A 26,833-nucleotide genomic window follows, 5' to 3' on the forward strand; every position below is an offset into this window, starting at 1 on the left:
GATTTACTCGCCCGACGCACTCGGTACGCCAGCGGCACGTTTGCGCTTGGCGCCACCGCTGCGGCGACGTTTACGCGGCGCACCGCTGGCACCGTCGTCCTTGCCGCTGAGGTCGCGGATCATGTCGCGGCGTTCGCTTTCGTTGGCGTCCTGATAGTCCGTCCACCATTCGCCCAGGCCATTGGTCTGTTCGCCAGCGCTTTCACGCAGTAGCAGGAAGTCGTAACCGGCACGGAATCGCGGGTTGTCCAGCAACAGGTCGGCACGTTTGCCGCTGCGGCGTGGCAGGCGCTCCTGCATGTCCCAGATCTCGCGGATCGGCATGGTGAAGCGCTTTGGAATCGCGATCCGCTGGCATTGCTCGCTGATCAGTTCGTGAGCCGCTTCCTGCATGGCCGGAATCGGCGGCATGCCACGATCCTGCAAGCGCAGTACGCGGGCCGGCAAGGCTGGCCAGAGCAGGGCGGCGAACAGGAACGCTGGCGTCACCGGCTTGTTCTGCTTGATCCGCAGGTCGGTGTTGATCAGCGCTTCGCTGATCAGGGTGTGAGTGTAGGTCGGGTTGTGTTCCAGGGCTTCGGCGCTGGCCGGGAACAGTGGGTCGAACAATTGCAGATCGACCAGCATCTCGAAGGTGTCCGCGGCATGACCCGAAAGGAACAGCTTCAACACTTCTTCGAACAAGCGCGCCGACGGGATCTCGCGCAGCATCGGTGCCAGGTTACGGATTGGCGTGGCACTGTGCTTCTCGATGCCGAAGTCCAGCTTGGCGGCGAAACGCACCGCACGGAGCATCCGCACCGGGTCTTCCTGGTAACGCTGGGTCGGGTCGCCGATCAGGCGGATCAGGTGATTGCGGATGTCGTGTACGCCGTTGGCGTAGTCGAGAATGCGTTCGCTGACCGGATCGTAATACAGGGCGTTAATGGTGAAGTCGCGGCGTTGCGCGTCTTCCTCCAGCGTGCCGTAAACGTTGTCGCGCAGAATGCGCCCGCTTTCGTTACGCGAGGACTGGTTGCTGTCTTCTTCTTCGTCGTTTTGCGGGTGATTGGCGCGGAAGGTCGCGACTTCAATGATTTCGCGACCAAAATGGATGTGCACCAGTTTGAATCGGCGCCCGATGATCCGCGCATTACGAAACTCGGCGCGAACCTGCTCCGGCGTGGCGCTGGTGGCGACGTCGAAATCCTTGGGTGTGATGTTGAGCAGCATGTCGCGCACACAGCCACCGACCAGGTAAGCCTGGTAGCCGGCGCTCTGCAGGCGTTCGACGATGTTCACCGCATAACGGCTGAACTGAGCCCGTTGCAGCGAGTGTTGGCTGCTGTTGAGCACTTCAGGCGTGCTGCGAATGTGTTGCGTACGACGCAAGGGAGAACGGAATGACTGGAACAGCTTCTTCAGCATGGGATGCACTGTTTGAAGGAATGTTCGGCCAAAACGAAGAATGACCGCATGATGGGCCGGGATTCTAGCATTTAGTCGGGGGATGGTGTAGGAAGCTGCGCAAGGTCTCTGTAGCAGCTGTCGAGCCTGTGAGGCCAAACGCCAGAAACTACAAGGGGAGCCGAAGCTCCCCAAGAAGTAGTTGCATGCTCTATTTTTATTTTTGGTTTCGGGCTTCTTGTTTTTGTGTCGCGCCCTTGTCATGAAGGTTTCCTTCATGACCCTCCCAATCGGGAGCCAAGAGCAAACGGATTGCTTTGGTCGCTGTGCTGCAATGATCTGTGCGATCCAACCAGTTCAGGCTCTGCCTTAGGGCAGTTTTTGTTGTTCTCGGCCTGGTTGCGGGGCAAGCCCCAAATACAACGCCTCTCCAAAAGAATCAGTTAGCTACGCCTCTCGCCGTCTTGTTTTTGTTGTGCGTGAGTCGATTCGTCTTATTTTTATTGTCTTGTGCATTGCTTGTTATTGTTCTTGTACCAAACATATAGCAGGTGCCGTGCCAACTTTTGCGAGCCCCAGTAAAACAAGGGGTTAGGTGCCTGGGTCGCCTTTTTCAGGGCCAAAAAAAACCGGGGCTTCGTTACCGTAAGCCCCGGCTTCTGTTACGAGAAAAAGCTGCGGTAACAGTTTTTTCACATTGTCATGTGTTACTCGCACACTCGACAGGTGACGTTCAGCTTTCGCTGGTCGCGCCGGTCTTGCGTCGTGGGATACCCAGGCGCTGACGACGCTCCCACAGGCATTTGCGGCTGACGCCGAGTTTGCGAGCCAATTCGGTTTCGGTCATGTGATCCTGGTGTTCGAGGACGAAGTGCTGGAAGTAGTCTTCCAGTGACAGGTCTTCGGTGGGCTCGTGGCTGGTGTTGCCGGTGCTGCCCTGTTGCGGTGCCAGGCCGATGAACTCGTCATCTTCAAGATCGCTGAGCTCGATATCGATGCCCAGCAACTCGGCAGAAATCTCCGGGCTCTCACACAGGATGACGGCACGCTCGACAGCGTTTTCCAGTTCACGCACGTTGCCCGGCCAGGAGTAATGACGAATTGCCTGTTCGGCGTCCGGAGCGAATTTCAGGTCGGTGCGATTCACGCGCGCGCTCTGGCGGGCGAGGAAAGCATTGGCGATTTCGTTGACGTCCGCGCCACGCTCACGCAGGGCCGGCAGTTTCAGGGCGATAACGTGGAGACGGTAATACAGGTCTTCACGGAACTGGCCGATCTTGGCCAGGCTCTTCAGGTCACGGTGAGTCGCAGCGATCAGGCGTACGTCGACCTTCTGCGATTGCACCGAGCCCACGCGGCGGATTTCACCTTCCTGGAGCACGCGCAGCAGGCGCGCCTGGGCTTCAAGTGGCAGTTCGCCGATTTCATCAAGGAACAAGGTGCCGCCGTCGGCGGCTTCAACCAGGCCCGCGCGCCCGGCGCTGGCGCCGGTAAACGCGCCTTTCTCGTGGCCGAACAGCTCGGACTCGATCAGGCTTTCCGGGATGGCTGCGCAGTTCACCGAAATCATCGGCGCCTTGGCGCGTTTGGACAGGTTGTGCAGGGCGCGGGCGACCAGCTCTTTACCGGTGCCTGATTCGCCCTGAATCAATACATTGGAATCGGTGGGAGCCACTTTACGGATTTTGCCGTACAGATCCTGCATCGGTGGGCACGAGCCGATGATGCCGATTTCGCCATTGCTGTTATCGACAGCGGACTTCGCCGAGCCGCTGGCTTTGCCGACCGCAGGTTCGCCCACGGAGCTTTGCGCCGATTGCCGGTCACGCAGGATGCGTGCGACGGCCTGGAGCATCTCGTCATGGTCGAAAGGCTTGGCGATGTAGTCCACCGCGCCCATCTTCATTGAGTCGACTGCCGAGCGCAGGCTGGCGTAGCTCGTCATGATCAGCACCGGCTTGCCCTGGCCCAGCTTGATCAGCTCGGTGCCCGGTGCGCCAGGCAGGCGCAGGTCACTGACAATCAGGTCGAACGTGGGAATGCTGAAGCGTTCTTGTGCTTCCTGCACTGAACCGGCTTCGCTGACCTGGTACTGGTTACGTTCCAGCAGGCGGCGCAAGGCGGAGCGGATAATTGTTTCGTCTTCGACGATCAAAATGTGCGGCATTGATTCGATACTCTCGACGGTCTCAGTTCACAGCGGACGTCGCTTCGACATGACGCGGTAAGGTCACCCGGATACGGGTGCCGCGTTGGCTTTGTGTGTCAGCCGGGCTGTCGATGGTGATTTGTCCATAATGCTCTTCAACGATGGAATAGACCAGTGCAAGGCCCAGACCGGTGCCTTCGCCAGGATCCTTGGTGGTGAAGAAGGGTTCGAACAATCGGTCCATGATGCTCGACGGGATACCACTGCCCTCGTCTTCCACGATCAGGTCGATCGTGTGTTCGTTGGCTTCACTTTTTACTCGAACCGCACTGCCGGCCGGCGATGCGTCGCGGGCGTTGGACAGCAGGTTGATCAATACCTGGGCGAGCCGCTGCGGATCGCCATCGACCCAATGCTCGGGATCGCACAGGTTAAAGAACTGCACTTCGAAGTTGCGGCGGTTCAGCGCCAGCAGACCAATGGCATCCTGGGCCACCTCGGCCAGACAGACCGGTTCGTCATTGTGCTGATGGCTGCCGGCGTGGGCGAAGCTCATCAGCGACTGAACGATGCGTGACACGCGTTTGGTCTGTTCGAGGATTTGCCCGCTGATTTCCTTCAGTTCGCTGTCTTCTTCGCGCTCTTCGCGCAGGTTCTGCGCCAGACACGCGATGCCGGTGATCGGGTTGCCAATTTCATGGGCCACGCCGGCCGCCAGTCGACCGATACTCGCCAAACGTTCGGAGTGCACCAGTTTGTCTTCGAGCATCTGGGTTTCAGTCAGGTCTTCGACCAGCAATACCAGACCGCTGTTACCGGGCGCGAGCGGTTCGTCGATCGCCGCTTTGTGCAGGTTCAGCCAGCGCGTCTGACCGTCCAGAGCCAGGTGCTGTTTGTGCAAATGCTCGTCGGGAAGATTGATGAAGCCTTGCAGCAGTTCTTTCCACGGCTCGCCGAGGGTGCCCAGGCGTGAACCGACCACGCGTTGCGCGGCGATCCCGGTCAACTCCTCCATGGCCTTGTTCCACATGAGGATTTCCTGATCCTTGGCCAGCGAGCAAACACCCATCGGCAACTCTTGCAAGGTCTGGCGGTGATAGCGGCGCAGGGCATCGAGTTCGGCGGCAAGGCCGGTGAGGCGCGAGTGATAGTCCTCGAGGCGGCTTTCGATGAAGTGAATGTCTTCGGTGACGTAGTTTTCGCCGCCAGCCTTGTACGGCAGGAAGGTTTCGACCATGTCTTGCGCAACGCTCGGGCCCATCAGGCCGGAGAGGTTGGCTTCGATTCGGTCACGCAGGCGGCGCAAGGCATATGGGCGACGCTCGTCGAACGGCAGATAAAGGTCGCGCAGGGCCTGTTCGACTTCTTTCTGCGCGGCTTTGGCGCCCAACGGTTTGGCCAGTTGGGTGGCGAACTCCTGGGGTGAGGCGGCGTGCAGTTCGCGGCGTTGAGGGCGGCGTACGTTGTCCACGGCGCAGGCTTCGGCGGCGCTGGCTTCTTCGGTACTGGCGTTGGTGAACAGCGAGATCAGCGTGAACATCAGCACGTTGGCCGCCAGCGACGCGATCGCCGCCATGTGCCAACTGGTGTCGTCGAGCACGTAGATCATGTTCAGCAATGGGATATAGAAGCCCTGCAGGTTGCCGACCAGCGGCAACAGCATGGTTACCAGCCAGACCAGAATCCCCGCCAGCAACCCGGCGATGAAGCCGCGACGGTTGGCGGTCGGCCAATACAGGACGGACAGTACGCCGGGCAAAAACTGCAGGGTGGCAACGAATGCGACGATGCCCAGGTTGGCCAGGTCCTGCTCGGCGCCCAGCAGCAGATAGAAACCATAGCCGGCCATGATGATCGCGACGATCAAGGCGCGGCGGGTCCATTTCAGCCAGCGGTAGATGTTGCCTTCGGCAGGCGGCTGATACAGCGGCAGCACCAGGTGGTTCAGGGCCATCCCGGACAGCGCCAGGGTGGTGACGATGATCAGGCCGCTGGCAGCTGACAAACCACCGACGTAGGCCAGCAGTGCCAGCGCCTTGCTGTTGGCGGCGATGCCGACGCCGAGGGTGAAGTATTCCGGGTTGGTGGTGGCGCCAAGTTTGAGGCCAGCCCAGAGAATCAGCGGTACGGCCAGGCTCATCAGCAGGAGAAACAGCGGCAAGCCCCAACTCGCACTGACCAGCGAGCGCGGGTTGAGGTTTTCGGTGAAGGTCATGTGGTACATGTGCGGCATCACGATCGCCGAGGCGAAGAACACCAGCAGCAGCGTGCGCCATGGGCCTTCTTGCAGCGGCGTGTGCAGGGCGGCGAGGGCGGTCTGGTTTTGCAGCAACCAGACTTCCAGCTGTTGCGGACCGTCGAACACGCCGTACAAGGCGTAGAGGCCAACGCCGCCAATGGCGATCAGCTTGATCACCGATTCAAAGGCAATCGCGAACACCAGGCCTTCGTGTTTCTCTCGGGTCGCTATATGCCGCGAGCCGAAGAAGATCGTGAACAGGGTGATCAGCGCACAAAAACTCAGGGCGACCCGATGCTGCACCGGCTCACGGGTGAGGATGCCAATCGAATCGGCGACCGCCTGAATCTGCAACGCAAGCAACGGCAGCACGCCGATCAGCATGAAGATGGTGGTCAGCGCGCCGGCCCAGGTGCTGCGGAAACGAAACGCAAACAGGTCGGCCAGGGAGGAAAGTTGATAGGTACGGGTGATCTTCAGAATCGGGTAGAGCAACACCGGCGCCAGCAGAAACGCCCCGGAAACGCCGAGGTAACTGGACAGGAAGCCATAACCGTATTGATAGGCCAGGCCGACCGTGCCGTAGAACGCCCAGGCGCTGGCGTAGACACCCAATGACAAGGTGTAGGTCAGCGGGTGGCGAATGATCGCTCGCGGGATCATTCCGCGTTCACTGATCCAGGCAACACCAAACAGCACCGCCAGGTAGGCGGCACTGATCAGGATCATCTGGGTCAGGCTAAAGCTCATCGGCATCTTTTTGGCTCTGCAGGATGAAGGTCACGACGATCAGAATCAGCCACAGCAGATACGGGCGATACCAGGCGCCAGTGGCGTCGATCCACCAGTCCATGATGGCTGGGGAGAACAGATAGATCCCCACTACCAGGAGCAGGACCAAGCGATAGATGTACATCCCGGCCTCTCTTTATTGTGCGCGTGCCCGAAAACGTGCGGCGATGGTAACGGATGGGCGCCAACCTGCAAGCTTAGTCAGCGTAATTGCGCTTCGGGTAGTGTCAGTGTGCGCGGGATTAACGCCGCATCCCAGTGCCTGATGCCCCAGTTCAATACTTCCCTGGGGCTGGCGTTATCGAGTTCGTGGCCGGGTTTTTGTCCCAGTGCGCGCAGGGCGCGCAGCAACAGGGGGGTCGCCTGATCTTCGGTCAATGGCGGCGAGCGGTAGGACTTGCCGAGCTTGTTGCCGTCCGGCTGGGTAATCAGCGGCAGGTGCAGATAGCGCGGTTGCGGTAGACCGAGCAGTTCTTGCAGGTACAACTGGCGCGGGGTGGAATCGAGCAAGTCGGCACCGCGGACAATATCGGTGATGCCTTGCCAGGCGTCGTCGAGCACCACTGCCAGTTGATAGGCGTAGAGCCCGTCGCGTCGACGGATGACGAAGTCGCCGACCTCACGGCCCAGGTGCTGGCGGTATTCGCCTTGCACGCGGTCGGTGAAGTGATATTCCAGTTCCGGGACGCGCAAGCGGATTGCGGCGTCTTCGCTGGCATGACCGGCGTTGCGGCACAGACCTGGATAAATCCCGTGATAAGGCGCCAGTTTTTTCCGCGAGCAGGTGCAGGCGTAGGCCAGGCCATGGTTGAACAGTTGATTCAACACCTGCGCGTAGGCGTCGTGGCGGTCGCTCTGGCGAACCATTTCGCCGTCCCATTCGAAACCGTAGCTTTCCAGTGCCTTGAGGATCGCCGCTTGGGCGCCGGGTTCCTCCCGAGGCGGGTCGAGGTCTTCCATGCGCAACAGCCAGCGGCCGCCAACCGAGCGGGCGTCAAGGTACGAGGCCAATGCCGCGACCAGCGAGCCGAAGTGCAGGTGCCCGCTGGGGGTGGGAGCGAAGCGCCCGATGTAGGCGGGGGATTTGATGGCAGTCATGGGCGCGATGTTAATTGAAAGAACAAAACAGTCAGAAACAAAAACGGAGCGTTCGCACGCTCCGTTCTTCGTTCAAGCGGCCACTTACTTGCCGACTTGCTTTTCCTTGATCTCTGCAAGGGTCTTGCAGTCGACGCACATGTCAGCGGTAGGGCGTGCTTCCAGGCGTTTGACGCCAATCTCGACGCCGCAAGACTCGCACCAGCCGTATTCTTCGTCTTCGATCAGTTGCAGGGTCTTGTCGATTTTCTTGATCAGCTTGCGCTCGCGGTCGCGGGCACGCAGTTCGAGGCTGAATTCTTCTTCCTGACTGGCACGGTCGGCCGGGTCGGGGAAGTTCGCCGCTTCGTCCTTCATGTGATCAACAGTGCGGTCGACTTCCTGCATCAAGTCCTGTTTCCACTTCTGCAGGATCTTGGTGAAGTGTTTGCGCATGGGCTCGCCCATGTACTCCTCGCCCTTGCTTTCAATATAGGGTTCGAAGCCGCTGATCTTTGGCTCAGTGCTTTGCTGCTTTGCTTGGGTGGGCATGAAATGGACCGCCTCTACTCTTGTAATCCATTGCGCAGGATTGCTCCATCACCGACACCTGCCGGCCCTGCGGCTGCAAGCGGGCGAACTTACCAGATCAAATCGGAGCGCGCTACTCCCGGATGTCGAGGCTGCGGTCCGTAAGGCTTGCAAATGTTTGCAAAGCCTTGTCTGGCGGGTCTGGAGGCCTGATCAGATATTGATTTTAGTCAATCCTGAGGCTTATGTATCAGCTCTTTTACGGGTGAACTTCCGGTTGTGACCGCTTTAGGTTCTCGCTCGTTCCCGGGCTTGGGTAGAATCAATTCTTTTCCCCCGTTGAAGGAAGGCTAATGGCTCAGCCCTACAGTGCGCGCAGCCGCGCTATCGAACCTTTCCATGTCATGGCATTGCTGGCGCGCGCCAATGAATTGCAAGCGGCCGGGCACGACGTGATTCACCTGGAAATCGGCGAACCGGATTTCACCACCGCCGAGCCGATCATCAAGGCCGGCCAGGCGGCGCTGACGGCGGGGAAAACCCGTTACACCGCGGCTCGTGGCATTCCAGAGCTGCGTGAAGCCATTTCGGGCTTTTATGAACAACGTTACGGCTTGAACATCGACCCGCAGCGCATCCTGATCACGCCGGGTGGTTCTGGCGCGTTACTGCTGGCCAGCGCCTTGCTGGTCGATCCCGGTAAACACTGGCTGCTGGCCGACCCGGGTTACCCGTGCAACCGGCATTTCCTGCGGCTGGTGGAAGGTGCGGCGCAACTGGTGCCGGTCGGCCCGGACGTGCGCTATCAGCTGACGCCAGGTCTGGTCGAGCGTTACTGGGACCACGACAGCGTTGGCGCACTGGTCGCTTCACCGGCCAACCCGACCGGAACCATCCTGACCCGCGATGAGCTGGCCGGGCTGTCTGCGGCAATCAAAGAGCGCCACGGCCATTTGGTGGTGGACGAGATCTATCACGGCCTGACCTACGGCACCGACGCTGCCAGTGTGCTGGAAGTCGATGACAGCGCTTTTGTGCTGAACAGTTTCTCCAAGTATTTCGGCATGACTGGCTGGCGCCTTGGTTGGCTGGTCGCCCCGGAGGCTGCGGTCGGCGAGTTGGAAAAACTCGCGCAGAACCTTTACATCAGCGCGCCGAGCATGGCCCAGCACGCAGCACTGGCCTGCTTCGAGCCGGACACCATCAGCATTCTCGAAGAGCGCCGGGCCGAGTTCGGGCGCCGACGTGACTTCCTGTTGCCAGCCTTGCGCGAGTTGGGTTTCGGGATCGCCGTGGAGCCGGAAGGCGCCTTCTATCTGTATGCCGACATCAGTGCCTTTGGCGGTGATGCGTTTGCCTTCTGCCGGCACTTTCTGGAAACCGAACACGTTGCCTTCACCCCGGGCCTGGATTTTGGTCGGTATCAGGCCGGTCATCACGTGCGGTTCGCCTACACCCAGAGCCTGCCGCGTTTGCAGGAGGCGGTTCAGCGGATTGCCCGTGGCCTGCGGAGCTGGCAAGGCTGATGCATTTCAATCCTCCTCTGGAAGAAGGTCGGCTGATTCGTCGCTACAAGCGTTTTCTCGCCGATATCGAAACCGTTGGCGGCGAGTTGCTGACTATTCACTGCCCAAACACCGGGTCGATGTTCAACTGCATGGTCGAAGGCGGGCAGGTCTGGTTCAGCCGCTCCAATGATCCGAAACGCAAGTTGCCCGGTACCTGGGAAATCAGCGAGACCCCGCAAGGGCGGCTGGCCTGCGTAAATACCGCGCGGGCCAATACCTTGATTGAAGAGGCGCTGCGTGGCGGTTTGATCACTGAACTCAATGGCTTTACCGGGCTCAAGCGTGAAGTGCCGTATGGTCGGGAAAACAGCCGCATCGATTTCCGCCTCGATTACCCGAGCGGCCCGGCCTTCGTCGAAGTCAAAAGCGTCACGCTGGGCTTCGATGGCTCAGCGGTCGCGGCGTTTCCGGACGCAGTGACTCAGCGCGGTGCCAAGCACTTGCGCGAGCTGGCGTGCCTGGCGCGGGACGGTATTCGTGCGGTGCAGTTGTATTGCGTCAATCTGACCGGCATTGACTCGGTGCGCCCGGCCGAGGAGATCGATCCGGGTTACGCGGCCGCTTTGCGTGAGGCGAAAGCGGCCGGGGTTGAAGTGTTGGCGTACGGTGTGAGCCTGACCTCGCACGAGGTACGTGTTGACCGTCGACTGGAGGTGTTGCTGAGCTCTTGAAGATAGTCGTTCCTAAAGTTGAACCCAGATTCCCATGCTGTCTTCGCGGCATGCCAGGGCACTGAGGGACTGCCCGGCACAGGGCCCGGCCACGCATTCACCGCTTTCGATCAGAAACAATGCACCGTGAGTGGCGCACTGGATCAGGCTGGCGCTGGGGTCGAGAAACTGGTCCGGCTGCCATTCCAGGCCGACACCGCGATGCGGGCAGCGATTTTCGTACACGTAGACCCGGCCTTCACGGCGTACGGCAAACAACTTCTGGCCATCGATCTCGAAACCACGGCTGCTGGCATCGACCAGCTCGGCGCTGGAGCAAAGAAACTTCATGACTATCCTCAAGTGCCAAAGGCTCTGGCCTCTGGCGGTGATGCGTGCGCGCTCACTGGTTAGCAAATGTGTCTGCGCTTGACGTGCAAATGCAAACAATTATCAAATGGGTGTTTCGCCCGTGGCGGCTGCGTAGCTGACGACGCCTTGATCCTGCGGGAAAACTCCACAAAGGAAACCCTGTTATGCGCCTGAGTACCAGCGCTATTGCGCTCTGTGTCGGACTTTTGCTCAGCCATGGGGCTCAAGCGACCGAATTGCCGCAACGCTGGGTCAGTGCCGGCGGGGCTTTGTCCGAGTGGGTGAGTGCGTTGGGCGGCGAGTCGAAACTGGTCGGCGTCGACAGCACCAGCCAACATCCTGAATCGCTCAAGGCCTTGCCGAGTATCGGTTATCAGCGGCAATTGTCGGCAGAGGGCATTCTGAGTTTGCGGCCGCAACTTCTCATTGGCACCGAAGAAATGGGCCCGCCGCCAGTGTTGTCGCAGATTCGCGGTGCCGGGGTGCAGGTTGAGTTGTTCTCTGCACAACCTGACTTGCCAACTCTGCAAGGCAACTTGCAGCACCTGGGTAAATTGCTCGGTAGCGAGTCGCAGGCCACCGCCCTGTTCGACAGTTATCAACAGCAACTTGAACAGCAGAAAGCCTGGGTCAGCCAGGTTCAGGCCAAACAAAAGGCGCCGGGCGTGTTGTTGTTGCTGGGGCATGCTGGCGGCAAGCCGCTGATCGCCGGCAAAGACACCGCAGCCGATTGGCTGTTGCAGCAGGCGGGTGGGCATAACCTGGCGACCCATACCGGTTACAAGCCTTTTTCCGTTGAGTCCCTCGCAGGCCTGACGCCAGACGTGCTGGTGTTTGCCGACCGGGCGCTGACCGGTGACGCCGCGCGTGCCGCGTTGTTCAAGGAAAACCCGATTCTCGCGTCGACGCCGGCGGCCAAGGCCGGGCGGGTGTTCGAGCTGGACCCGACGCTGTTGGTTGGCGGCTTGGGACCGCGCTTGCCGGAAAGCCTGGTAAAGCTGTCCGCCGGGTTCTATCCCGCTGAATCGGCCAAGGCAACCATCGCCCCATGAGTACTCTGGTCAAACCTCGTTCGTTGTTCATCGGGCTGAGCTTGCTGTGTTTGTTGGCGATCTGGTTGTCATTGGCCCTGGGCCCGGTCAGCTTGCCGCTGCTCGATACGATGCGCGCCGCAATGCGGATGATCGGTCTGCCGGTTCCTGCCGAGGGATTGGAGCAGGCTGAACTGATCCTCGGGCAGATTCGCTTGCCGCGTACTTTGCTCGGTCTGGCGGTGGGCGGGGTGCTGGCGTTGTCTGGCGTGGCGATGCAGGGTTTGTTCCGCAATCCGCTGGCCGATCCGGGGTTGGTCGGCGTTTCCAGTGGTGCAGCCTTGGGCGCGGCGATTGCGATTGTCGGCGGCTCGCTGTTTGGCGGCTTGCCTGAGGCGATCGGTCCTTACCTGTTATCGCTGTGTGCGTTTCTGGGTGGGCTCGGGGTGACGGCGCTGGTTTACCGTCTTGGTCGGCGTAACGGCCAGACCAACGTGGCAACCATGTTGCTGGCAGGCATCGCTCTGACGGCGCTGGCCAGTTCGGCGGTGGGTTTGTTCACCTATCTGGCGGACGACGCGACCTTGCGTACGCTGACCTTCTGGAACCTGGGCAGCCTGAATGGCGCCAGCTATGCGCGACTCTGGCCATTGTTGTTGGTGAGCGCCGCGGTAGCGCTGTGGTTGCCGCGCCGGGCCAAGGCGTTGAATGCGTTGTTGCTCGGTGAGTCCGAGGCCAGTCATTTGGGTATCAACGTCGAAGGGCTCAAGCGCGAGCTGGTGTTCTGCACCGCGCTGGGCGTCGGTGCCGCTGTTGCGGCGGCAGGGATGATCGGTTTTGTCGGGCTGGTGGTGCCGCATCTGGTGCGACTGTTGGCGGGACCCGATCATCGCGTGTTATTGCCGGCCTCAGTCCTGGCAGGCGCCAGCCTGTTGTTGTTTGCCGATCTGGTGGCGCGCTTGGCGTTGGCCCCGGCTGAATTGCCGATTGGCATCGTTACGGCGTTTATCGGCGCACCGTTCTTTCTGTATTTGCTGCTACGAGGTCGCGCCTGATGCTGCGAGTGGAAAACCTGCAGATCTGCCGCGGCAAGAAAATCGTCCTGGCCGATATCGATCTTGAGCTCAAGCCGGGCGAAGTCCTCGGAGTGCTGGGCCCCAACGGCGCGGGCAAAAGTACCTTGCTCGGCGCGTTATGCGGCGAGTTACGTCCTGATCATGGTCGTGTCTGGCTCGATCAGCGCGAGCTAAGCCAATGGGATGGTGCACAACGGGCGCAACGCCTGGCGGTATTGCCTCAGACCTCGACCCTGGATTTTGCGTTCCGCGTCGAGGAAGTGGTCGGCATGGGCCGTTTACCGCATCAAACAGGCCGGGTGCGCGATGACGAGATTGTCGCTGCTGCCTTGCAGGCTGCCGATGTCGGGCATTTGAGTGGCCGCAGCTACCTCGCCCTGTCCGGCGGTGAGCGCCAGCGTGTGCACCTGGCGCGGGTGCTGGCGCAGCTTTGGCCGGGGGAGGCTGGGCAAACCTTGCTGCTCGACGAGCCGACGTCGATGCTCGATCCGCTGCATCAGCACACCACCTTGCAGGCGATTCGGGAATTTGCTGATCGCGGAGCGGCGGTGCTGGTGATTCTGCATGACCTGAATCTGGCGGCGCGTTACTGTGATCGCATTCTGTTGCTCGAAAGTGGCCGTCCGCATGCATTGGACACACCGCAGCAGGTGCTGCGGCCGGAGCCGCTCAAAGCCGTGTTCGGGCTGGATGTGTTGGTGCAGCCGCACCCGGAGCGCGGGCATCCACTGATCATCGCCCGTTGAGGTGAGCTCATGCGTGGGATATTGATTCTGGCGCTGTTGTTACTGGTGTCATGCCAAAACATGGCACCCAGTGCCGTGGATCAACCGGCTGGGGTGATTCGCGATCTGCATAGCGGTCAGCGTCTGAGCGCGCAAGCGCTGGTCGAGCGGTTGGCCGGGGCGCCACGGCTGATCGTTGGCGAGCAGCATGACAATCCTGATCATCATCACGCACAGCTGTGGTTATTGCAGGCACTGTCCCAGCGCCGGACTCAGGGCAGCGTGCTGCTGGAAATGCTGACGCCGGACCAGCAGGCACGTGTCGATGAAATCCATGCGTTGGACACCGCTCGCTGGCCCGCCGATTTGCCGGCGGCGTTGGCCTGGCAATCGGGTTGGGACTGGAATCTGTATGGGCCGATTGTGCGCTTTGCCCTGGCTCAGCCCTATCCGTTATTGGCGGCGAATCTGGACTCGACTGACGTTCGGCGTATGTACAAGCAAGCGCCGGCCGTAAGCGGAACCCGGTCGAATGCGCCAGCGGTCAGGAATGAGCTGCTGGCGCAAATCCGTGAGTCTCATTGCGGGTTGTTACCCGAAAGCCGGATGCCGGCCATGCTGGCGGTTCAGCAACAACGTGATCGGCAAATGGCCGAACAACTGCTGGCAGCGCCCGCGCCGGCATTGTTGTTTGCCGGCGCTTATCACGCGCGGCTGGACATTGGCGTACCGTTGCATGTGCAGGATCTTGGTGAGCATTCGGCGCCCGTGGTGGTGATGCTGGCGGAGAAGGGAGCTGTGGTCTCGTCGGCATCGGCGGATTACGTCTGGTACACGGCCGCCCGACCCGTTCAGGACTATTGCGCGCAAATGCGTCAGTAACAAGCAGTCGGCATATCTCGCGAAGCACTTTTCGACAGGCAAAAAAAGACCCGGCAAGAGCCGGGTCAAATAACCGTGATTAGCCTGATGAGGAGATAATCTGAGAGTCCGAACCAATGGTCTTTCAGAAGATCAGCTGATCTCGCGATCAGTTGCGATAATCATAACGATTCTCATTTCTAAGTCAATCGCTGTTTTCCGAGTTCTTTGCTCTTTTGCTAAACACTTGTTTGGATCGCCTGTAAATGCTGGGCTTTAGACCTTGTGACGTGACGAAATGGCTTCAAGCTGTTTATTGAGTGCTTCCTTGCGATCAGCGGGGATATCGTTCCAGTGCACATCCATCAGCGCCCCCTCAATCGCATACAACAACACCTTCGAGGCGCGAAACCCGCGAGTGCGTACCGCACGATAAGCATCTACCGCGCCCAGGCGGCGCAAGTCCGAGGCGCTGTGGATGCCCACGGCATGCAGCCATTGCGCCGATGTCTTGCCAAGGTTTTTCAGGTGTTGCAGTTCATCATTCATCAAGCCTCCTTGCGACAGCCGAAGAGTGCGTGGGCAAGCCTCACAGGAGTGTAGCGGTCAGTAGGAAAAGCGTGGTTGTTTGGTCAGTTTGAACGCAAAAGCTTCTAAGGCGTTCTACCAGATAGTTCTGGAAAGGGCGGTAGCGGCGGCAGGAAAGGACTTGGGAGATCAGGCATGCAGTCCGGCGCGCAGCAGGGGCACCGGACTTCAGGTGACGGCAGGTGTTAGCGGGTGCGGTAGCGCAGGCGAGTGCCGAAATTCATCGACATGAGAATTTCGTCAGCGCTCAGCTCGGAGGGAAAGTAAGCGCCAGAGATTTGTGCGTGGGCCAGGCTCGCGCCTTCGAGGGAGGCATCACGAAAATCAATGCCGCGCAGGTCGGCAGAGCGGAAATAGGCATCGCTGAAATCAATACCTTCGGCGTTCAGCTCGCGCAGGTCGAGGCCACGAAAGTCGCCGCCCACCATATCGATAGGCCCGGACTTGGGCCTTTCGCGATTGAAGCCTTCGATGTCGTCTTTGTGCAGCAGGGCATATAGCGGGGTGTCGAGAAGTTTCGGCTGGCTCATGGTGTCACCTGTTGGTTTTATGACGCCAGTATAGTGCCACTATTTTGCAGGCGTGAAGCCGGTTAGGGCTTCGCGCCTGAATTTAGTTTCTTACAGCCCCGGCAGACGCTGACGAATTTGCGCGACCACGGTGTCGAGGGTCCCGCTTTCATTGGTCTGAACGCGTTTGCTGCAGAGAATCTCTGCCGGAGTCAGCGGCTCGCGGCTGGCTTGTTGAGCTGCGATAACAGCCAGATTGGCGTCAGATGGATCGTTTTTGTCTGCTTGACGCTGTGCGAGCCAGCTCTCGATCACGGCTTGTGGTGCGTTGCAATCGAGGATCAGGAATGGCGCGCCGGTCGCTTCGGCGATTTTTGCCGCGTTATCGCGTTGTTCACGCTTGAGGTAAGTCGCGTCAATGACCACCGGGAAACCGGCGCGCAGAATCACGCCAGCGATTTCATGCAGGCGGGAATAGGTGCTGGCACTGGCGTCGGCGCTGTAGATACCCGCTTGCAGGTCGTTCGGTACGTGCTGTTCGCCGAACAGGCGCTTGCGCTCGACGTCGGAGCGCAGGCGAATCGCGCCCAGTGCTTCTACCAGGCGCATGGCTACGTGGCTTTTACCTACGGCAGAAACACCGTGGGTGATCGCCATGAAGCGCGATGGAATGGTGCTGTAACTTTCCGCCAGGTTGGCGTAGTTGCGGTACTGGCGCAGGGTGGTGGCGCGCTGCACCGGATCGGCCTCGGCGGGCATGCTGAACAGGGCGACCTTGGCGCGAACCAGTGCGCGGTAGGCTTTATAGAAGTTCAGCAGCTCAAGGCCCTGATAGTCGCCGGTCAGCTCCAGGTATTGGCTCATGAAGCGCCGAGCCAGGCTTTTCAGGCCACGGTCTTCAAGGTCCATCGCCAGGAAACCGGTGTCGGCATAGACGTCGGTGAAGCGGAACGGCTCGTTGAATTCGATGCAGTCGAAAATCACCACGTTGCCGTCGATCACGGTGACGTTGCCCAAATGGATATCACCGTGGCATTCGCGGATGAAACCTTCGGCCTTACGTTGTACCAGCAGTGGTTTCAGGCGTTCGAAACTGCTTTCGGCCCAGGCTTGCAGGGCGTCGAGTTGCAGCAGGTCGGCTTTTTCGCTGAGGAACGGGCGGATTTGTTCGAAGTTCTGCCGCACCGGTGCCATGACGCTTTCAGGCGTGCCGGCTTCATGAGCTGCCGGAACCTTCGGGGTGCTCAGGTGGAACCGGGCGATCTGGGTGGCCATCTCGTCGATGTGCGCAGTCGTCAGTTCGCCATTGGCCTGCAGGTTACTGAGCAACTGGCTTTGCGGGAACTGGCGCATTTTCAGCGCGTAATCGAGCACTGGACCGGTGCCGCCCAATTGCGGCGCTTCAATGCTGCCGGTGATCGGCAGCACTTCAAGGTACAAATCGTTGGTCAGACGCTGGTTAAGGCGCAGTTCTTCGCTGCAGAAATGTTCGCGTGACTCGAGACTGGTGAAGTCGAGGAAGCCGAAATTGACCGGCTTCTTCACTTTATAAGCATAGGGGCCAGTGAGCAGCACCCATGAGATGTGCGTCTCGATGACCTGGAATCCCTCTACAGGATGCGGGTAGAGGGCCGGGTTTTGCAGGGCAGCGATCAAGGACTGGCTCACAGGTGATCCTTCAGAGTCTGGAAAAATTCAAGGGCAACATTATGGCGGCTAGCCGGGTTAACGCAAACCTCGCTGGGCTCATGTTGATCGGGAATAAAGTGCGTATAATCCGCCGCCATGACTCGTACCCGATCCCCTCGTACCCCTAAAAAACCTCCTTCTAGCGGCCTGCGCCCCTGGTTAGGCTGGGCGCTCAAGCTCAGTCTGGTCGGCCTCGTAGTGCTGGCAGGCTTCGCGGTTTACCTTGATGCCGTGGTCCAGGAGAAGTTCTCCGGCAAGCGCTGGACCATTCCGGCCAAGGTTTATGCGCGCCCGCTCGAACTGTTCGTCGGACAGAAACTGAGCAAGGATGACTTTCTCACCGAGCTCGATGCCTTGGGTTATCGCCGCGAAAGTGTGGCCAATGGACCTGGCGCGGCATCGGTCAACGGCAATACCGTCGATTTGAACACCCGTGGGTTCCAGTTCTATGAGGGCCTGGAGCAGGCTCAACCGGTACGTGTGCGCTTCTCGGGCGATTACGTCGCCGAGCTGTCGTCGACCAACGGTTCAAAACTGTCGGTGGTGCGCCTCGAGCCGCTGTTGATCGGTGGCCTTTACCCGAAAAACCTCGAAGACCGCATCCTGATCAAGATCGATCAAGTGCCACCGTATCTGCTCGATACGCTGGTGGCGGTGGAAGACCGTGACTTCTATCACCACTTCGGTGTGTCGCCAAAATCGATCATGCGGGCCGTTTGGGTCAACACATCGGCCGGGCAAATGCGTCAGGGCGGTAGTACGTTGACGCAGCAACTGGTCAAGAACTTCTACCTGACCAACGAGCGCAGCCTGAGCCGTAAGCTGACCGAAGCGATGATGGCGATGCTGCTTGAGTTGCACTACAAAAAGCCGGACATTCTTGAGGCTTACCTCAATGAAGTGTTCATCGGTCAGGACGGTCAGCGCGCCGTGCACGGTTTTGGTCTGGCCAGTCAGTTCTTCTTCAGCCAGCCGCTGTCCGAACTCAAGTTGCATCAAGTCGCGTTGCTGGTAGGTATGGTCAAAGGGCCGTCCTATTACAACCCGCGTCGCTACCCGGAGCGCGCGCTTGAGCGACGCAATCTGGTACTCGATCTGCTGGAACAGCAAGGTGTCGCTACTGCCGAGCAAGTCGCTGCGGCGAAGAAGATGCCGCTGGGCGTGACCAAGCGCGGCAGCCTGGCCGACAGTTCGTTCCCGGGCTTCCTCGATCTGGTCAAGCGTCAACTGCGCGAAGACTACCGCGACGAAGACTTGACCGAAGAAGGTCTGCGGATTTTCACCAGTTTCGACCCGATCCTGCAGATGAAGGCCGAAGCCTCGGTCAACGATACCTTCAAGCGCCTTGCCGGCCGCAAAGGTTCGGATGATGTTGAAGCGGCGATGGTCGTGACCAATCCTGAAACCGGTGAAGTCCAGGCGATGATCGGTAGTCGCCAGGCCAGCTTCGCCGGCTTCAACCGGGCGCTGGATGCCGTGCGGCCAATCGGTTCCCTGATCAAGCCGGCGGTATACCTGACCGCGCTTGAAAAGCCGAGCCAGTACACCTTGACCAGTTGGCTGTCCGATGAGTCCTTCTCGGTCAAAGGCGCAGATGGTCAGGTCTGGAAACCGCAGAACTATGATCGTCGCTCCCACGGTACGGTTTTCCTGTACCAGGGGCTGGCGCACTCCTACAACCTGTCGACTGCGCGTCTGGGCTTGGAAGTCGGTGTGCCGAACGTCCTGAAAACCCTTGGGCGTCTGGGCATCACTCGCGAGTTTCCGGCCTTCCCGTCGATGTTGCTGGGAGCGGGTGGCATGACGCCGATTGAAGTGGCAACCATGTACCAGACGCTGGCCAACGGTGGTTTCAACACGCCGATGCGCGGGATTCGCAGCGTACTGACCGCCGAAGGTCAGCCGCTCAAGCGTTATCCGTTCCAGATTCAGCAGCGTTTCGATCCGGCTTCCATCTACCTGATCCAAAGCGCCATGCAGCGCGTGATGCGTGAAGGTACCGGTAGCTCGGTTTACAACGTGCTGCCCAAGACGCTGACGCTGGCGGGTAAAACCGGTACCAGTAACGACTCGCGAGACAGCTGGTTCGCCGGTTTCAGCCAGGATCTGCTGGCAGTGGTCTGGCTGGGGCGCGATGACAACGGCAAGACGCCGTTCACCGGTGCCACGGGCGCGCTGCAAGTCTGGACCAGTTTCATGCGCAAGGCCGACCCGTTGCCGCTGGATATGCCGCAGCCGGATAATATCGTTCAAGCCTGGGTCGATTCGCGCACCGGCCAGGGTTCTGAAGCCAGCTGCCCAGGCGCGGTGCAGATGCCGTATATTCGCGGCAGCGAACCGCCTCCTGGCGCTGCGTGCGGTGGTTCAGGCCCCGCGTCAGGCGAATCGGTGATGGATTGGGTCAAGGGCTGGATGAATTAAGCAAAGAGGGATTCAAGTGAACAAGTGGTTTATTCCAGCGGTTACGGTGACAGCCCTGGCTTTGCTCAGCGGTTGCTCCAATGTGCAGCACGGCTCGATTCCAGTGGTCGACTCCGGTACGGCCGTGTCCAACAGTGAGCGGATTTCTGCCAATGGCGGTTTCCGTAAAAGCACCGTGAAACGGCCGGCACAAGCCCAGACTCAGGCGATCCCGCAGGGTGACACTGGCGTGGTGGTAATGATCCCGGGCGGTGGCGCGACGACGTCGACGCCAATCAGCACGCAGCCGATCAGTCCTGGCCCGACCAGTTCCGGTCCGATTACTCCGGGGACGTATGACAGCGGACCGATGCAGTCGGCACCAATCAATCAGGGTAACTACAGCATGCCATCGACGCCGAGCGGGATTCCTCCTGCGAGCAGCGGCGGCGGTTTGTCTGCCGACGAGCAGCTTGACGGTCCGGTACTGGCCTTGCTGACCACCGCGCAGCAGCAACAGGCGAGCGGCGATCTCAATGGTGCGTCTTCCAGCCTCGAGCGTGCCCAGCGGGTTGCTCCGCGTGAGCCGCAAGTGCTTTATCGTCTGGCGCAGGTGCGCTTGGCCCAAGGTGATGCAGCGCAAGCCGAGCAGTTCGCTCGCCGAGGTTTGACGTTTGCCAATGGACGTCCGGATCTGCAGGCGAGCCTGTGGGAACTGATCGCCCAGGCGCGTGAGAAACAGGGCGACTCCGCTGGCGCGGCGCAGGCTCGTCAAAAGGCCAAGGTTTCGCTCTGATGGATGTCCGTTTTCCGAAGATCGCCGAACAGCTGCTGCTGATCGAGCGTGAGTTGCGTCTTCAGGGCTGGTGGGGCGAGGTCTCGCCAAGCGCTGAGGCGCTGGCCAGCGTCGAGCCATTTTCCGTCGATACGCTGGATTTCGAGCAGTGGCTGCAATGGATCTTCCTGCCGCGCATGAAGATCATCCTTGAGAACAACCTGCCGCTGCCGAACGCCTCGGGCATTCAGGAAATGGCCGAGATGGTCTTTGCTTCGCGTAATGTCCAGGGCAAGGATCAGCGGTTGCAAGCCTTGCTCAAAGAGTTCGATCAGCTCATCACGGCCTCCCGCTAAGCCGGAAACTGCCAGTGCCTAACTACTGGCAGTTATCCTTGATCTGTTTTTGTGTTTCGGTGATGCGTTCCTGACGCTGTTGGTCTGTCAGGCGACGCATCTCACCGTCGACTTCCTCACGTAACCTCGGATTGTTCTGCAGTTGAGCCAGGTTCGTTCGTGCCTGTTCGCAGAACGTCTTGAGCTGGGCTTGCTGCTCTGCGACCTGCTTTTTCACTGTGCTATCGATGGCCTGTTGATCGCCTGTCGCGCTGTTGCGCGGCGGGGTGGTCGGTTTGCCAGCGGGCAGGGCGGGTTTCACTACGGTGGTGGCTTCCTGCCCTTGAGGCGGCTGTGCATCGAAATGGGTAACGCCCTGGCCATCAATCCATGTGTAGATCGGACTGGCCATGCACAAAGGGCTCAGGCCAATCAGCAGACTGGCCGTGAAGATCAACGTTCGCATGCCGTTTCCTTGTCGTGGGTTGCGCAATTGAAGCTAACACACCTGCTGTTTATAGGTTTTTTCTTGCGTTCTCATGCGCTTAGTTCGAATAAAGCACATTGACGGCTTGACTTGCAGAGGGCGAAACAGAAGAATCCAAAGTCCGCTGTAGAGGGACTGCCAGAAGCAGGCCCGCTCGGCAGATCATGAGGCGCATATCCGCGCCGACCTGTTACACCCGCAACGCGTTACCTCGCGCTGGGTGGGAAAGCCCCGCAACACTTGGGACGATCCCAATACTTGCTCAGTCAGTGCTGACGTAGTCGGCGACCACCGTCGCTCATGCTCTGCCGAGAAGTAAACCTATTAAGACCCGTCCCCTTATGTGGGCGGTATTCTGGCGTTTTAGAGGTGAACAACGTGGAGCTTTTATCTGGCGGTGAGATGCTCGTCCGCTTTTTGCGTGACGAAGGCGTCAAATATATCTACGGGTACCCGGGTGGTGCTCTCCTTCATGTATACGATGCCCTGTTCAAAGAACCGGAAGTGACCCACATCCTGGTTCGTCACGAACAGGCTGCGACCCATATGGCTGACGGCTATGCCCGTGCTACCGGTAAAGCCGGCGTAGTACTGGTGACCTCCGGGCCGGGCGCAACCAACGCCATCACCGGTATTGCCACGGCCTACATGGACTCCATTCCGATGGTGATCATTTCCGGCCAGGTGCCTAGCACCATGGTAGGCACCGATGCGTTCCAGGAAACCGACATGATCGGTATCTCCCGGCCGATCGTGAAGCATAGCTTCATGATCAAGCACGCGTCGGAAATCCCGGAAGTCATGAAGAAAGCGTTCTACCTGGCGCAATCCGGTCGTCCCGGTCCTGTCGTTGTCGATATCCCGAAAGACATGACCAACCCGGCCGAAAAATTCGAATACGTCTTCCCGAAAAAAGCCAAGCTGCGTTCCTACAGCCCGGCGGTTCGTGGTCACTCCGGGCAAATCCGCAAGGCAGCAGAAATGCTTCTGGCGGCCAAGCGTCCCGTGCTGTACTCGGGCGGCGGCGTGATCCTTGGCGGTGGCTCCGCGCCGCTGACCGAACTGGCGCAAATGCTCAACTTGCCAGTGACCAACACCCTGATGGGCCTGGGTGGCTACCCTGGCACCGACCGTCAGTTCATCGGCATGCTCGGCATGCACGGTAGCTACACCGCCAACCTGGCCATGCACCATGCTGACGTGATTCTCGCTGTCGGCGCGCGTTTCGATGACCGCGTGATCAACGGCCCGGCCAAGTTCTGTCCGAACGCCAAGATCATTCACATCGACATCGATCCGGCTTCGATTTCCAAGACCATCAAGGCAGACGTGCCTATCGTTGGCCCGGTTGAGAGCGTCCTGACCGAAATGGTCGCGATCCTCAAGGAAATCGGCGAGACCCCGAACAAGGAGTCTGTTGCCAGCTGGTGGAAGCAAGTTGACGAGTGGCGTGGTGATCGTGGCCTGTTCCCGTATGAAAAGGGCGACGGTAGCGTTATCAAGCCGCAAACCGTGATCGAAACCCTCTGCGAAGTGACCAAGGGCGATGCCTTTGTGACCTCCGACGTGGGCCAACACCAAATGTTCGCGGCGCAGTACTACACGTTCAATAAGCCGAACCGCTGGATCAACTCCGGTGGCCTGGGCACCATGGGCTTCGGTTTCCCGGCGGCGATGGGCATCAAGTTGAGCTTCCCGGATGCCGACGTCGCCTGCGTGACGGGCGAGGGTAGTATCCAGATGAACATTCAGGAACTGTCCACCTGCCTGCAATACGGTTTGCCGGTAAAAATCGTCATCCTGAACAACGGTGTTCTGGGTATGGTTCGCCAGTGGCAGGACATGAGTTACGGCAGCCGTCACTCGCACTCCTACATGGAATCGCTGCCTGACTTCGTCAAGCTGGCAGAGGCCTATGGTCACGTCGGCGTGCGCATCACCGACTCGAAGGATTTGAAGTCGAAGATGGAGGAAGCGTTCGCCATGAAAGATCGCTTGGTGGTGCTCGATATTTCGGTCGACACCAGCGAGCACGTCTATCCGATGCAGATCAAAGACGGCTCCATGCGCGATATGTGGCTGAGCAAGACGGAGCGTACGTAATCATGCGGCATATTATTTCCTTGCTTCTGGAAAACGAACCGGGCGCTCTGTCTCGTGTAGTCGGCCTGTTCTCGCAGCGCAACTACAACATCGAGAGCCTGACCGTGGCACCTACCGAAGACCCGACCCTGTCGCGTCTGACGCTGACCACTGTTGGCCACGATGAAATCATCGAGCAGATCACCAAGAACCTGAACAAACTGATCGAAGTGGTCAAGCTGGTCGACCTGTCGGAAAGCGCTCACATCGAGCGCGAACTGATGCTGGTCAAGGTCAAGGCCACCGGCGCCCAGCGCGCCGAGATCAAACGCACTACCGATATTTATCGTGGACAGATCGTCGATGTCAGTGCCAGCGTGTATACCGTTCAATTGACCGGTACCAGCGATAAGCTCGACAGTTTCATTCAGTCGATCGGCACTGCCTCGATTCTGGAAACCGTACGCAGTGGCGTCACCGGGATTGCCCGTGGCGACAAAGTACTCAGCATCTAAACCAAATTAGCGAATGGCCTGAACGGCCTGGATATATAGGGGAAATTCATGAAAGTTTTCTACGATAAAGACTGTGACCTGTCGATCATCCAGGGCAAGAAAGTTGCCATCATCGGTTACGGTTCCCAGGGTCACGCTCAAGCGTGCAACCTGAAAGACTCCGGCGTTGACGTTACTGTCGGTCTGCGTAAAGGTTCGGCCACTGTTGCCAAAGCCGAAGCTCACGGCCTGAAAGTGACTGACGTTGCTTCTGCTGTTGCCGCTGCCGACCTGGTCATGATCCTGACCCCGGACGAGTTCCAGTCTGCCCTGTACAAGAATGAAATCGAGCCGAACATCAAGAAAGGCGCCACCCTGGCCTTCTCCCACGGCTTCGCGATCCACTACAACCAGGTTGTGCCGCGCGCTGACCTCGACGTGATCATGATCGCGCCGAAGGCTCCGGGCCACACCGTGCGTTCCGAGTTCGTAAAAGGCGGCGGTATCCCTGACCTGATCGCTATCTATCAGGACGCTTCCGGCAACGCCAAAAACGTAGCACTGTCCTACGCTGCCGGCGTTGGTGGTGGTCGTACCGGCATCATCGAAACTACCTTCAAGGACGAGACCGAAACCGACCTGTTCGGCGAACAAGCCGTTCTGTGCGGCGGTACCGTTGAACTGGTCAAAGCCGGTTTCGAAACCCTGGTTGAAGCTGGCTACGCGCCAGAAATGGCCTACTTCGAATGCCTGCACGAACTGAAGCTGATCGTTGACCTCATGTACGAAGGCGGTATCGCCAACATGAACTACTCGATCTCCAACAACGCCGAGTACGGCGAGTACGTTACCGGCCCTGAAGTCATCAACGCTGAATCCCGTCAGGCCATGCGTAATGCCCTGAAACGTATTCAGGACGGCGAATACGCCAAGATGTTCATCAGCGAAGGTGCTACCGGCTATCCTTCGATGACCGCCAAGCGTCGTAACAACGCTGCACACGGCATCGAGATCATCGGCGAGCAACTGCGCTCGATGATGCCGTGGATCGGCGCCAACAAAATCGTCGACAAAGCCAAAAACTAAGTCACGAGCTTGTACAGAAAACGCGGCTTAGGCCGCGTTTTTTCGTTTGAGTGGTCGGTTCTGGTATAAAGCTGCATCGTTTGCGGCCGAACCGTTGTCGCAGACACCTGTCGAAACTTTCCACACCGTTGCAAGGTAATGTCCATGAGCGAACGTCCCGAAGAGCCAAACCAGGCCTCTGACGCCGAAAGCCTGCTACCCATCGATGAGCATGTCGAAGAAGGGCATGACGCTGAAGGCCGTAAAGTCCGGCATCGTGGTATCTATCTTCTGCCGAATTTGTTCACCACTGCGAACCTGTTCGCAGGGTTCTACTCCATCATCAACTCGATGAGTGCCCAGAGCGCCTTGAGTGCCGGTGATGCTGCAAGCGCGAGCAAGTATTTTGCTTTCGCGGCGATTGCGATTTTCGTCGCCATGGTCCTCGACGGCCTTGATGGCCGGGTAGCGCGCATGACCAATACCCAAAGCGCCTTCGGTGCCGAGTACGACTCGCTGTCGGACATGGTTGCCTTCGGTGTTGCGCCGGCGTTGCTGGCATTCGGCTGGGCACTGGGGGATATGGGCAAGGTTGGCTGGATGGTTGCCTTCATCTATGTCGCAGGCGCGGCATTGCGTCTGGCGCGCTTCAATACCCAGGTCGGCACTGCAGACAAGCGCTACTTCATCGGTCTGGCCAGTCCGGCTGCGGCAGGTGTGGTTGCAGGTATTGTCTGGGCATTCAGCGATTACGGGATTCAGGGCTCCAAGATGTCCTTCCTGGTTGCTCTGATGGTTGCAGCCGCCGGGATGCTGATGGTCAGCAACATCAAGTACAACAGCTTCAAAGAGCTGGACCTGAAGGGGCGTGTACCTTTCGTAGCGATCCTGGCGGTGGTGCTGGTGTTTGCAGTAGTCTTCAGCGATCCGCCGCGCATTCTGCTGCTGGTTTTTCTCGCCTATGCAGCTTCTGGTCCGGTGCAGTACCTGTTGCATCTTCGTCGGCACAAAAACGCCGAGTGATGTAATTTCCCCCATACTCCGCAGTCTATTGGTGCATCTGTCCTCCAATTCTGCGGAGTTGCCATGTTATTCAAGTTTCCCAAGTCGTCCGACTCTCATGAGTCGGACGTCACGCCTGAGTCTCTCTATCTCTCTCGTCGCAGTGTGCTTGGTGGGGCGATCGCCGGTATGGCGGTCAGCGGCCTGCCACGATGGGCCAGTGCTGACAACGCGGCTCGGTACGCGGATGTCGAGCCGGGCAAGGCGCCTTCCTGGTTTTCCGAAAAACTCCCTGCCACCAAATGGGAGGCGGTTACCGTCAAGGATGAGGCGATCACGCCGTTCAAGGACGCGACTCACTACAACAACTTCTATGAGTTCGGTACCGACAAGGGCGATCCAGCGCAAAACGCTGGCGCACTGAAAACCGAGCCGTGGTCTGTGGTTGTCGATGGCGAGGTGGGTAAGCCAGGGCGTTATGCGCTGGAGGACTTCATGAAGCCGTATCAGTTGGAGGAGCGCATCTATCGTCTGCGCTGTGTAGAAGCCTGGTCGATGGTGATTCCCTGGATCGGTTTTCCCATCTCGGCGTTACTTCGCCAGGTCGAGCCGACATCCAAAGCAAAGTACATTCGTTTTGAAACCTTGCAGGACCCCAAGACCATGCCCGGGCAGCGTTCTGGTTTCGCCTTGATCGACTGGCCTTATGTAGAAGGGCTACGTCTGGACGAGGCGATGAATCCGTTGGCGATTCTTGCCGTCGGCATGTACGGCCGCGAGCTGCCCAATCAGAATGGCGCGCCTTTACGCTTGGTGGTGCCGTGGAAGTACGGGTTCAAGAGCGTCAAATCCATCGTACGTATCAGTCTGGTCAGCGAGCAACCGAAAACCACCTGGCAGAGCATTGCATCCGATGAGTATGGCTTTTACGCGAACGTGAACCCTACGGT

General features: G+C 59.2%; 25 protein-coding genes (1 of these 25 running past the window's edge). 14 read left to right on the forward strand and 11 right to left on the reverse strand.

Annotated features, from left to right (window positions below):
- Window positions 1–3: 3 nt before the first annotated feature.
- From AABM55_RS03845 to dksA, 6 genes are all read right to left on the reverse strand, one after another.
- A complete protein-coding gene (locus tag AABM55_RS03845; protein ID WP_054595559.1) occupies window positions 4–1,407 on the reverse strand; it encodes a polynucleotide adenylyltransferase PcnB in 1,404 nt (467 codons plus the stop codon).
- A gap of 712 nt (window positions 1,408–2,119) precedes the next feature.
- The gene (locus AABM55_RS03850) at window positions 2,120–3,553 is read right to left on the reverse strand and encodes a sigma-54 dependent transcriptional regulator (RefSeq protein WP_054595560.1); all 1,434 of its coding nucleotides are present in this window, start codon (window positions 3,551–3,553) and stop codon (window positions 2,120–2,122) included.
- Window positions 3,554–3,575: 22 nt separating this feature from the next.
- Window positions 3,576–6,530 (reverse strand): sensor histidine kinase, encoded by a 2,955-nt coding sequence (locus AABM55_RS03855; RefSeq protein ID WP_162491270.1) that lies wholly within the window; start codon window positions 6,528–6,530, stop codon window positions 3,576–3,578.
- A complete protein-coding gene (locus AABM55_RS03860) occupies window positions 6,514–6,690 on the reverse strand; it encodes a hypothetical protein (RefSeq protein WP_003176118.1) in 177 nt (58 codons plus the stop codon). The genes AABM55_RS03855 and AABM55_RS03860 overlap by 17 nt, the downstream gene beginning before the upstream one ends.
- 77 nt (window positions 6,691–6,767) lie before the next feature.
- On the reverse strand, window positions 6,768–7,664 hold the full coding sequence (gene gluQRS, locus AABM55_RS03865) for a tRNA glutamyl-Q(34) synthetase GluQRS (RefSeq protein ID WP_347928871.1): 897 nt from the start codon (window positions 7,662–7,664) through the stop codon (window positions 6,768–6,770).
- Between the two features lie 84 nt (window positions 7,665–7,748).
- On the reverse strand, window positions 7,749–8,195 hold the full coding sequence (gene dksA / locus AABM55_RS03870) for an RNA polymerase-binding protein DksA (protein ID WP_054595563.1): 447 nt from the start codon (window positions 8,193–8,195) through the stop codon (window positions 7,749–7,751).
- A gap of 332 nt (window positions 8,196–8,527) precedes the next feature.
- Here dksA and AABM55_RS03875 point away from each other — a divergent pair, with 332 nt between their 5' ends.
- The gene (locus AABM55_RS03875; protein WP_054595564.1) at window positions 8,528–9,700 is read left to right on the forward strand and encodes a pyridoxal phosphate-dependent aminotransferase; all 1,173 of its coding nucleotides are present in this window, start codon (window positions 8,528–8,530) and stop codon (window positions 9,698–9,700) included.
- Window positions 9,700–10,413, forward strand: coding sequence for a DNA/RNA nuclease SfsA (sfsA, locus tag AABM55_RS03880; protein ID WP_347928872.1), 714 nt, complete (start codon window positions 9,700–9,702; stop codon window positions 10,411–10,413). Before AABM55_RS03875 ends, sfsA begins: the two co-directional genes overlap by 1 nt.
- Before the next feature lie 12 nt (window positions 10,414–10,425).
- On the opposite strand, the gene AABM55_RS03885 is transcribed toward sfsA, so the two are convergent.
- A complete protein-coding gene (locus AABM55_RS03885; RefSeq protein WP_054595566.1) occupies window positions 10,426–10,743 on the reverse strand; it encodes a Rieske (2Fe-2S) protein in 318 nt (105 codons plus the stop codon).
- Between the two features lie 185 nt (window positions 10,744–10,928).
- On the opposite strand from AABM55_RS03885, the gene AABM55_RS03890 reads away from it, so the two are divergent.
- From AABM55_RS03890 to AABM55_RS03905, 4 genes are read left to right on the forward strand one after another with little or no spacing between them, the layout of a single operon-like run.
- Window positions 10,929–11,816 carry an ABC transporter substrate-binding protein gene (locus AABM55_RS03890; protein ID WP_347928873.1) on the forward strand — a complete coding sequence of 296 codons (888 nt, stop codon included), beginning with the start codon at window positions 10,929–10,931 and terminating at the stop codon, window positions 11,814–11,816.
- Between the two features lie 50 nt (window positions 11,817–11,866).
- Window positions 11,867–12,850, forward strand: a complete 984-nt coding sequence (locus AABM55_RS03895) for an iron ABC transporter permease (protein ID WP_347929988.1) — start codon at window positions 11,867–11,869, stop codon at window positions 12,848–12,850.
- Window positions 12,850–13,617, forward strand: a complete 768-nt coding sequence (locus AABM55_RS03900) for a heme ABC transporter ATP-binding protein (protein WP_054595569.1) — start codon at window positions 12,850–12,852, stop codon at window positions 13,615–13,617. The genes AABM55_RS03895 and AABM55_RS03900 overlap by 1 nt, the downstream gene beginning before the upstream one ends.
- 9 nt (window positions 13,618–13,626) lie before the next feature.
- On the forward strand, window positions 13,627–14,478 hold the full coding sequence (locus AABM55_RS03905; protein ID WP_347928874.1) for a ChaN family lipoprotein: 852 nt from the start codon (window positions 13,627–13,629) through the stop codon (window positions 14,476–14,478).
- A gap of 255 nt (window positions 14,479–14,733) precedes the next feature.
- Here the strand turns inward: AABM55_RS03905 and AABM55_RS03910 are convergent, their stop codons facing one another.
- The 3 genes from AABM55_RS03910 to AABM55_RS03920 all read right to left on the reverse strand — a co-directional run bounded on the left by AABM55_RS03910 (window position 14,734) and on the right by AABM55_RS03920 (window position 17,222).
- Window positions 14,734–15,006 carry a TfoX/Sxy family protein gene (locus tag AABM55_RS03910; RefSeq protein ID WP_019691679.1) on the reverse strand — a complete coding sequence of 91 codons (273 nt, stop codon included), beginning with the start codon at window positions 15,004–15,006 and terminating at the stop codon, window positions 14,734–14,736.
- Window positions 15,007–15,230: 224 nt separating this feature from the next.
- Window positions 15,231–15,575 (reverse strand): pentapeptide repeat-containing protein, encoded by a 345-nt coding sequence (locus tag AABM55_RS03915; RefSeq protein ID WP_054595571.1) that lies wholly within the window; start codon window positions 15,573–15,575, stop codon window positions 15,231–15,233.
- A 90-nt stretch (window positions 15,576–15,665) separates the two neighbouring features.
- Window positions 15,666–17,222 carry a bifunctional aminoglycoside phosphotransferase/ATP-binding protein gene (locus AABM55_RS03920; protein WP_347928875.1) on the reverse strand — a complete coding sequence of 519 codons (1,557 nt, stop codon included), beginning with the start codon at window positions 17,220–17,222 and terminating at the stop codon, window positions 15,666–15,668.
- A 117-nt stretch (window positions 17,223–17,339) separates the two neighbouring features.
- Between AABM55_RS03920 and mrcB the strand changes: the two genes are divergently transcribed.
- The 3 genes from mrcB to AABM55_RS03935 are packed head-to-tail and all read left to right on the forward strand — an operon-like array spanning window position 17,340 to window position 20,774.
- Complete coding sequence (gene mrcB / locus AABM55_RS03925; RefSeq protein WP_103320101.1) at window positions 17,340–19,664, forward strand: penicillin-binding protein 1B; 2,325 nt, start codon at window positions 17,340–17,342, stop codon at window positions 19,662–19,664.
- A 16-nt stretch (window positions 19,665–19,680) separates the two neighbouring features.
- The gene (locus AABM55_RS03930) at window positions 19,681–20,439 is read left to right on the forward strand and encodes a M48 family metallopeptidase (RefSeq protein WP_054595574.1); all 759 of its coding nucleotides are present in this window, start codon (window positions 19,681–19,683) and stop codon (window positions 20,437–20,439) included.
- Complete coding sequence (locus tag AABM55_RS03935; protein ID WP_347928876.1) at window positions 20,439–20,774, forward strand: YqcC family protein; 336 nt, start codon at window positions 20,439–20,441, stop codon at window positions 20,772–20,774. The genes AABM55_RS03930 and AABM55_RS03935 overlap by 1 nt, the downstream gene beginning before the upstream one ends.
- 22 nt (window positions 20,775–20,796) lie before the next feature.
- Here the strand turns inward: AABM55_RS03935 and AABM55_RS03940 are convergent, their stop codons facing one another.
- Window positions 20,797–21,219, reverse strand: a complete 423-nt coding sequence (locus AABM55_RS03940; RefSeq protein ID WP_347928877.1) for a DUF4124 domain-containing protein — start codon at window positions 21,217–21,219, stop codon at window positions 20,797–20,799.
- Between the two features lie 399 nt (window positions 21,220–21,618).
- Between AABM55_RS03940 and AABM55_RS03945 the strand changes: the two genes are divergently transcribed.
- From AABM55_RS03945 to msrP, 5 genes are all read left to right on the forward strand, one after another.
- Window positions 21,619–23,343 carry an acetolactate synthase 3 large subunit gene (locus AABM55_RS03945; RefSeq protein ID WP_054598234.1) on the forward strand — a complete coding sequence of 575 codons (1,725 nt, stop codon included), beginning with the start codon at window positions 21,619–21,621 and terminating at the stop codon, window positions 23,341–23,343.
- A gap of 2 nt (window positions 23,344–23,345) precedes the next feature.
- Window positions 23,346–23,837, forward strand: coding sequence for an acetolactate synthase small subunit (gene ilvN, locus AABM55_RS03950; RefSeq protein ID WP_003205610.1), 492 nt, complete (start codon window positions 23,346–23,348; stop codon window positions 23,835–23,837).
- A gap of 48 nt (window positions 23,838–23,885) precedes the next feature.
- Complete coding sequence (gene ilvC, locus AABM55_RS03955) at window positions 23,886–24,902, forward strand: ketol-acid reductoisomerase (protein WP_003185459.1); 1,017 nt, start codon at window positions 23,886–23,888, stop codon at window positions 24,900–24,902.
- A gap of 144 nt (window positions 24,903–25,046) precedes the next feature.
- Window positions 25,047–25,904: a CDP-diacylglycerol--serine O-phosphatidyltransferase gene (gene pssA, locus AABM55_RS03960; protein WP_054595577.1), complete on the forward strand. Its 858-nt coding sequence runs from the start codon at window positions 25,047–25,049 to the stop codon at window positions 25,902–25,904.
- Window positions 25,905–25,967: 63 nt separating this feature from the next.
- Window positions 25,968–26,833, forward strand: the 5' portion of a protein-coding gene (gene msrP / locus AABM55_RS03965; RefSeq protein WP_347928878.1) for a protein-methionine-sulfoxide reductase catalytic subunit MsrP. It continues 148 nt past the right edge of the window; the window shows 866 of its 1,014 coding nt (coding positions 1–866); it begins with the start codon at window positions 25,968–25,970; the stop codon falls past the right edge of the window.

Source organism: Pseudomonas helvetica, assembly GCF_039908645.1.
Lineage (GTDB): Bacteria > Pseudomonadota > Gammaproteobacteria > Pseudomonadales > Pseudomonadaceae > Aquipseudomonas > Aquipseudomonas helvetica.

Coding starts and splice junctions, on each gene's coding strand:
- AABM55_RS03845 (WP_054595559.1), bottom strand. CDS start 1,407: ATGCTGAAGAAGCTGTTCCAGTCATTCCGTTCTCCCTTGCGTCGTACG.
- AABM55_RS03850 (WP_054595560.1), bottom strand. CDS start 3,553: ATGCCGCACATTTTGATCGTCGAAGACGAAACAATTATCCGCTCCGCC.
- AABM55_RS03855 (WP_162491270.1), bottom strand. CDS start 6,530: ATGCCGATGAGCTTTAGCCTGACCCAGATGATCCTGATCAGTGCCGCC.
- AABM55_RS03860 (WP_003176118.1), bottom strand. CDS start 6,690: ATGTACATCTATCGCTTGGTCCTGCTCCTGGTAGTGGGGATCTATCTG.
- gluQRS (WP_347928871.1), bottom strand. CDS start 7,664: ATGACTGCCATCAAATCCCCCGCCTACATCGGGCGCTTCGCTCCCACC.
- dksA (WP_054595563.1), bottom strand. CDS start 8,195: ATGCCCACCCAAGCAAAGCAGCAAAGCACTGAGCCAAAGATCAGCGGC.
- AABM55_RS03875 (WP_054595564.1), top strand. CDS start 8,528: ATGGCTCAGCCCTACAGTGCGCGCAGCCGCGCTATCGAACCTTTCCAT.
- sfsA (WP_347928872.1), top strand. CDS start 9,700: ATGCATTTCAATCCTCCTCTGGAAGAAGGTCGGCTGATTCGTCGCTAC.
- AABM55_RS03885 (WP_054595566.1), bottom strand. CDS start 10,743: ATGAAGTTTCTTTGCTCCAGCGCCGAGCTGGTCGATGCCAGCAGCCGT.
- AABM55_RS03890 (WP_347928873.1), top strand. CDS start 10,929: ATGCGCCTGAGTACCAGCGCTATTGCGCTCTGTGTCGGACTTTTGCTC.
- AABM55_RS03900 (WP_054595569.1), top strand. CDS start 12,850: ATGCTGCGAGTGGAAAACCTGCAGATCTGCCGCGGCAAGAAAATCGTC.
- AABM55_RS03905 (WP_347928874.1), top strand. CDS start 13,627: ATGCGTGGGATATTGATTCTGGCGCTGTTGTTACTGGTGTCATGCCAA.
- AABM55_RS03910 (WP_019691679.1), bottom strand. CDS start 15,006: ATGAATGATGAACTGCAACACCTGAAAAACCTTGGCAAGACATCGGCG.
- AABM55_RS03915 (WP_054595571.1), bottom strand. CDS start 15,575: ATGAGCCAGCCGAAACTTCTCGACACCCCGCTATATGCCCTGCTGCAC.
- mrcB (WP_103320101.1), top strand. CDS start 17,340: ATGACTCGTACCCGATCCCCTCGTACCCCTAAAAAACCTCCTTCTAGC.
- AABM55_RS03935 (WP_347928876.1), top strand. CDS start 20,439: ATGGATGTCCGTTTTCCGAAGATCGCCGAACAGCTGCTGCTGATCGAG.
- AABM55_RS03940 (WP_347928877.1), bottom strand. CDS start 21,219: ATGCGAACGTTGATCTTCACGGCCAGTCTGCTGATTGGCCTGAGCCCT.
- ilvN (WP_003205610.1), top strand. CDS start 23,346: ATGCGGCATATTATTTCCTTGCTTCTGGAAAACGAACCGGGCGCTCTG.
- ilvC (WP_003185459.1), top strand. CDS start 23,886: ATGAAAGTTTTCTACGATAAAGACTGTGACCTGTCGATCATCCAGGGC.
- pssA (WP_054595577.1), top strand. CDS start 25,047: ATGAGCGAACGTCCCGAAGAGCCAAACCAGGCCTCTGACGCCGAAAGC.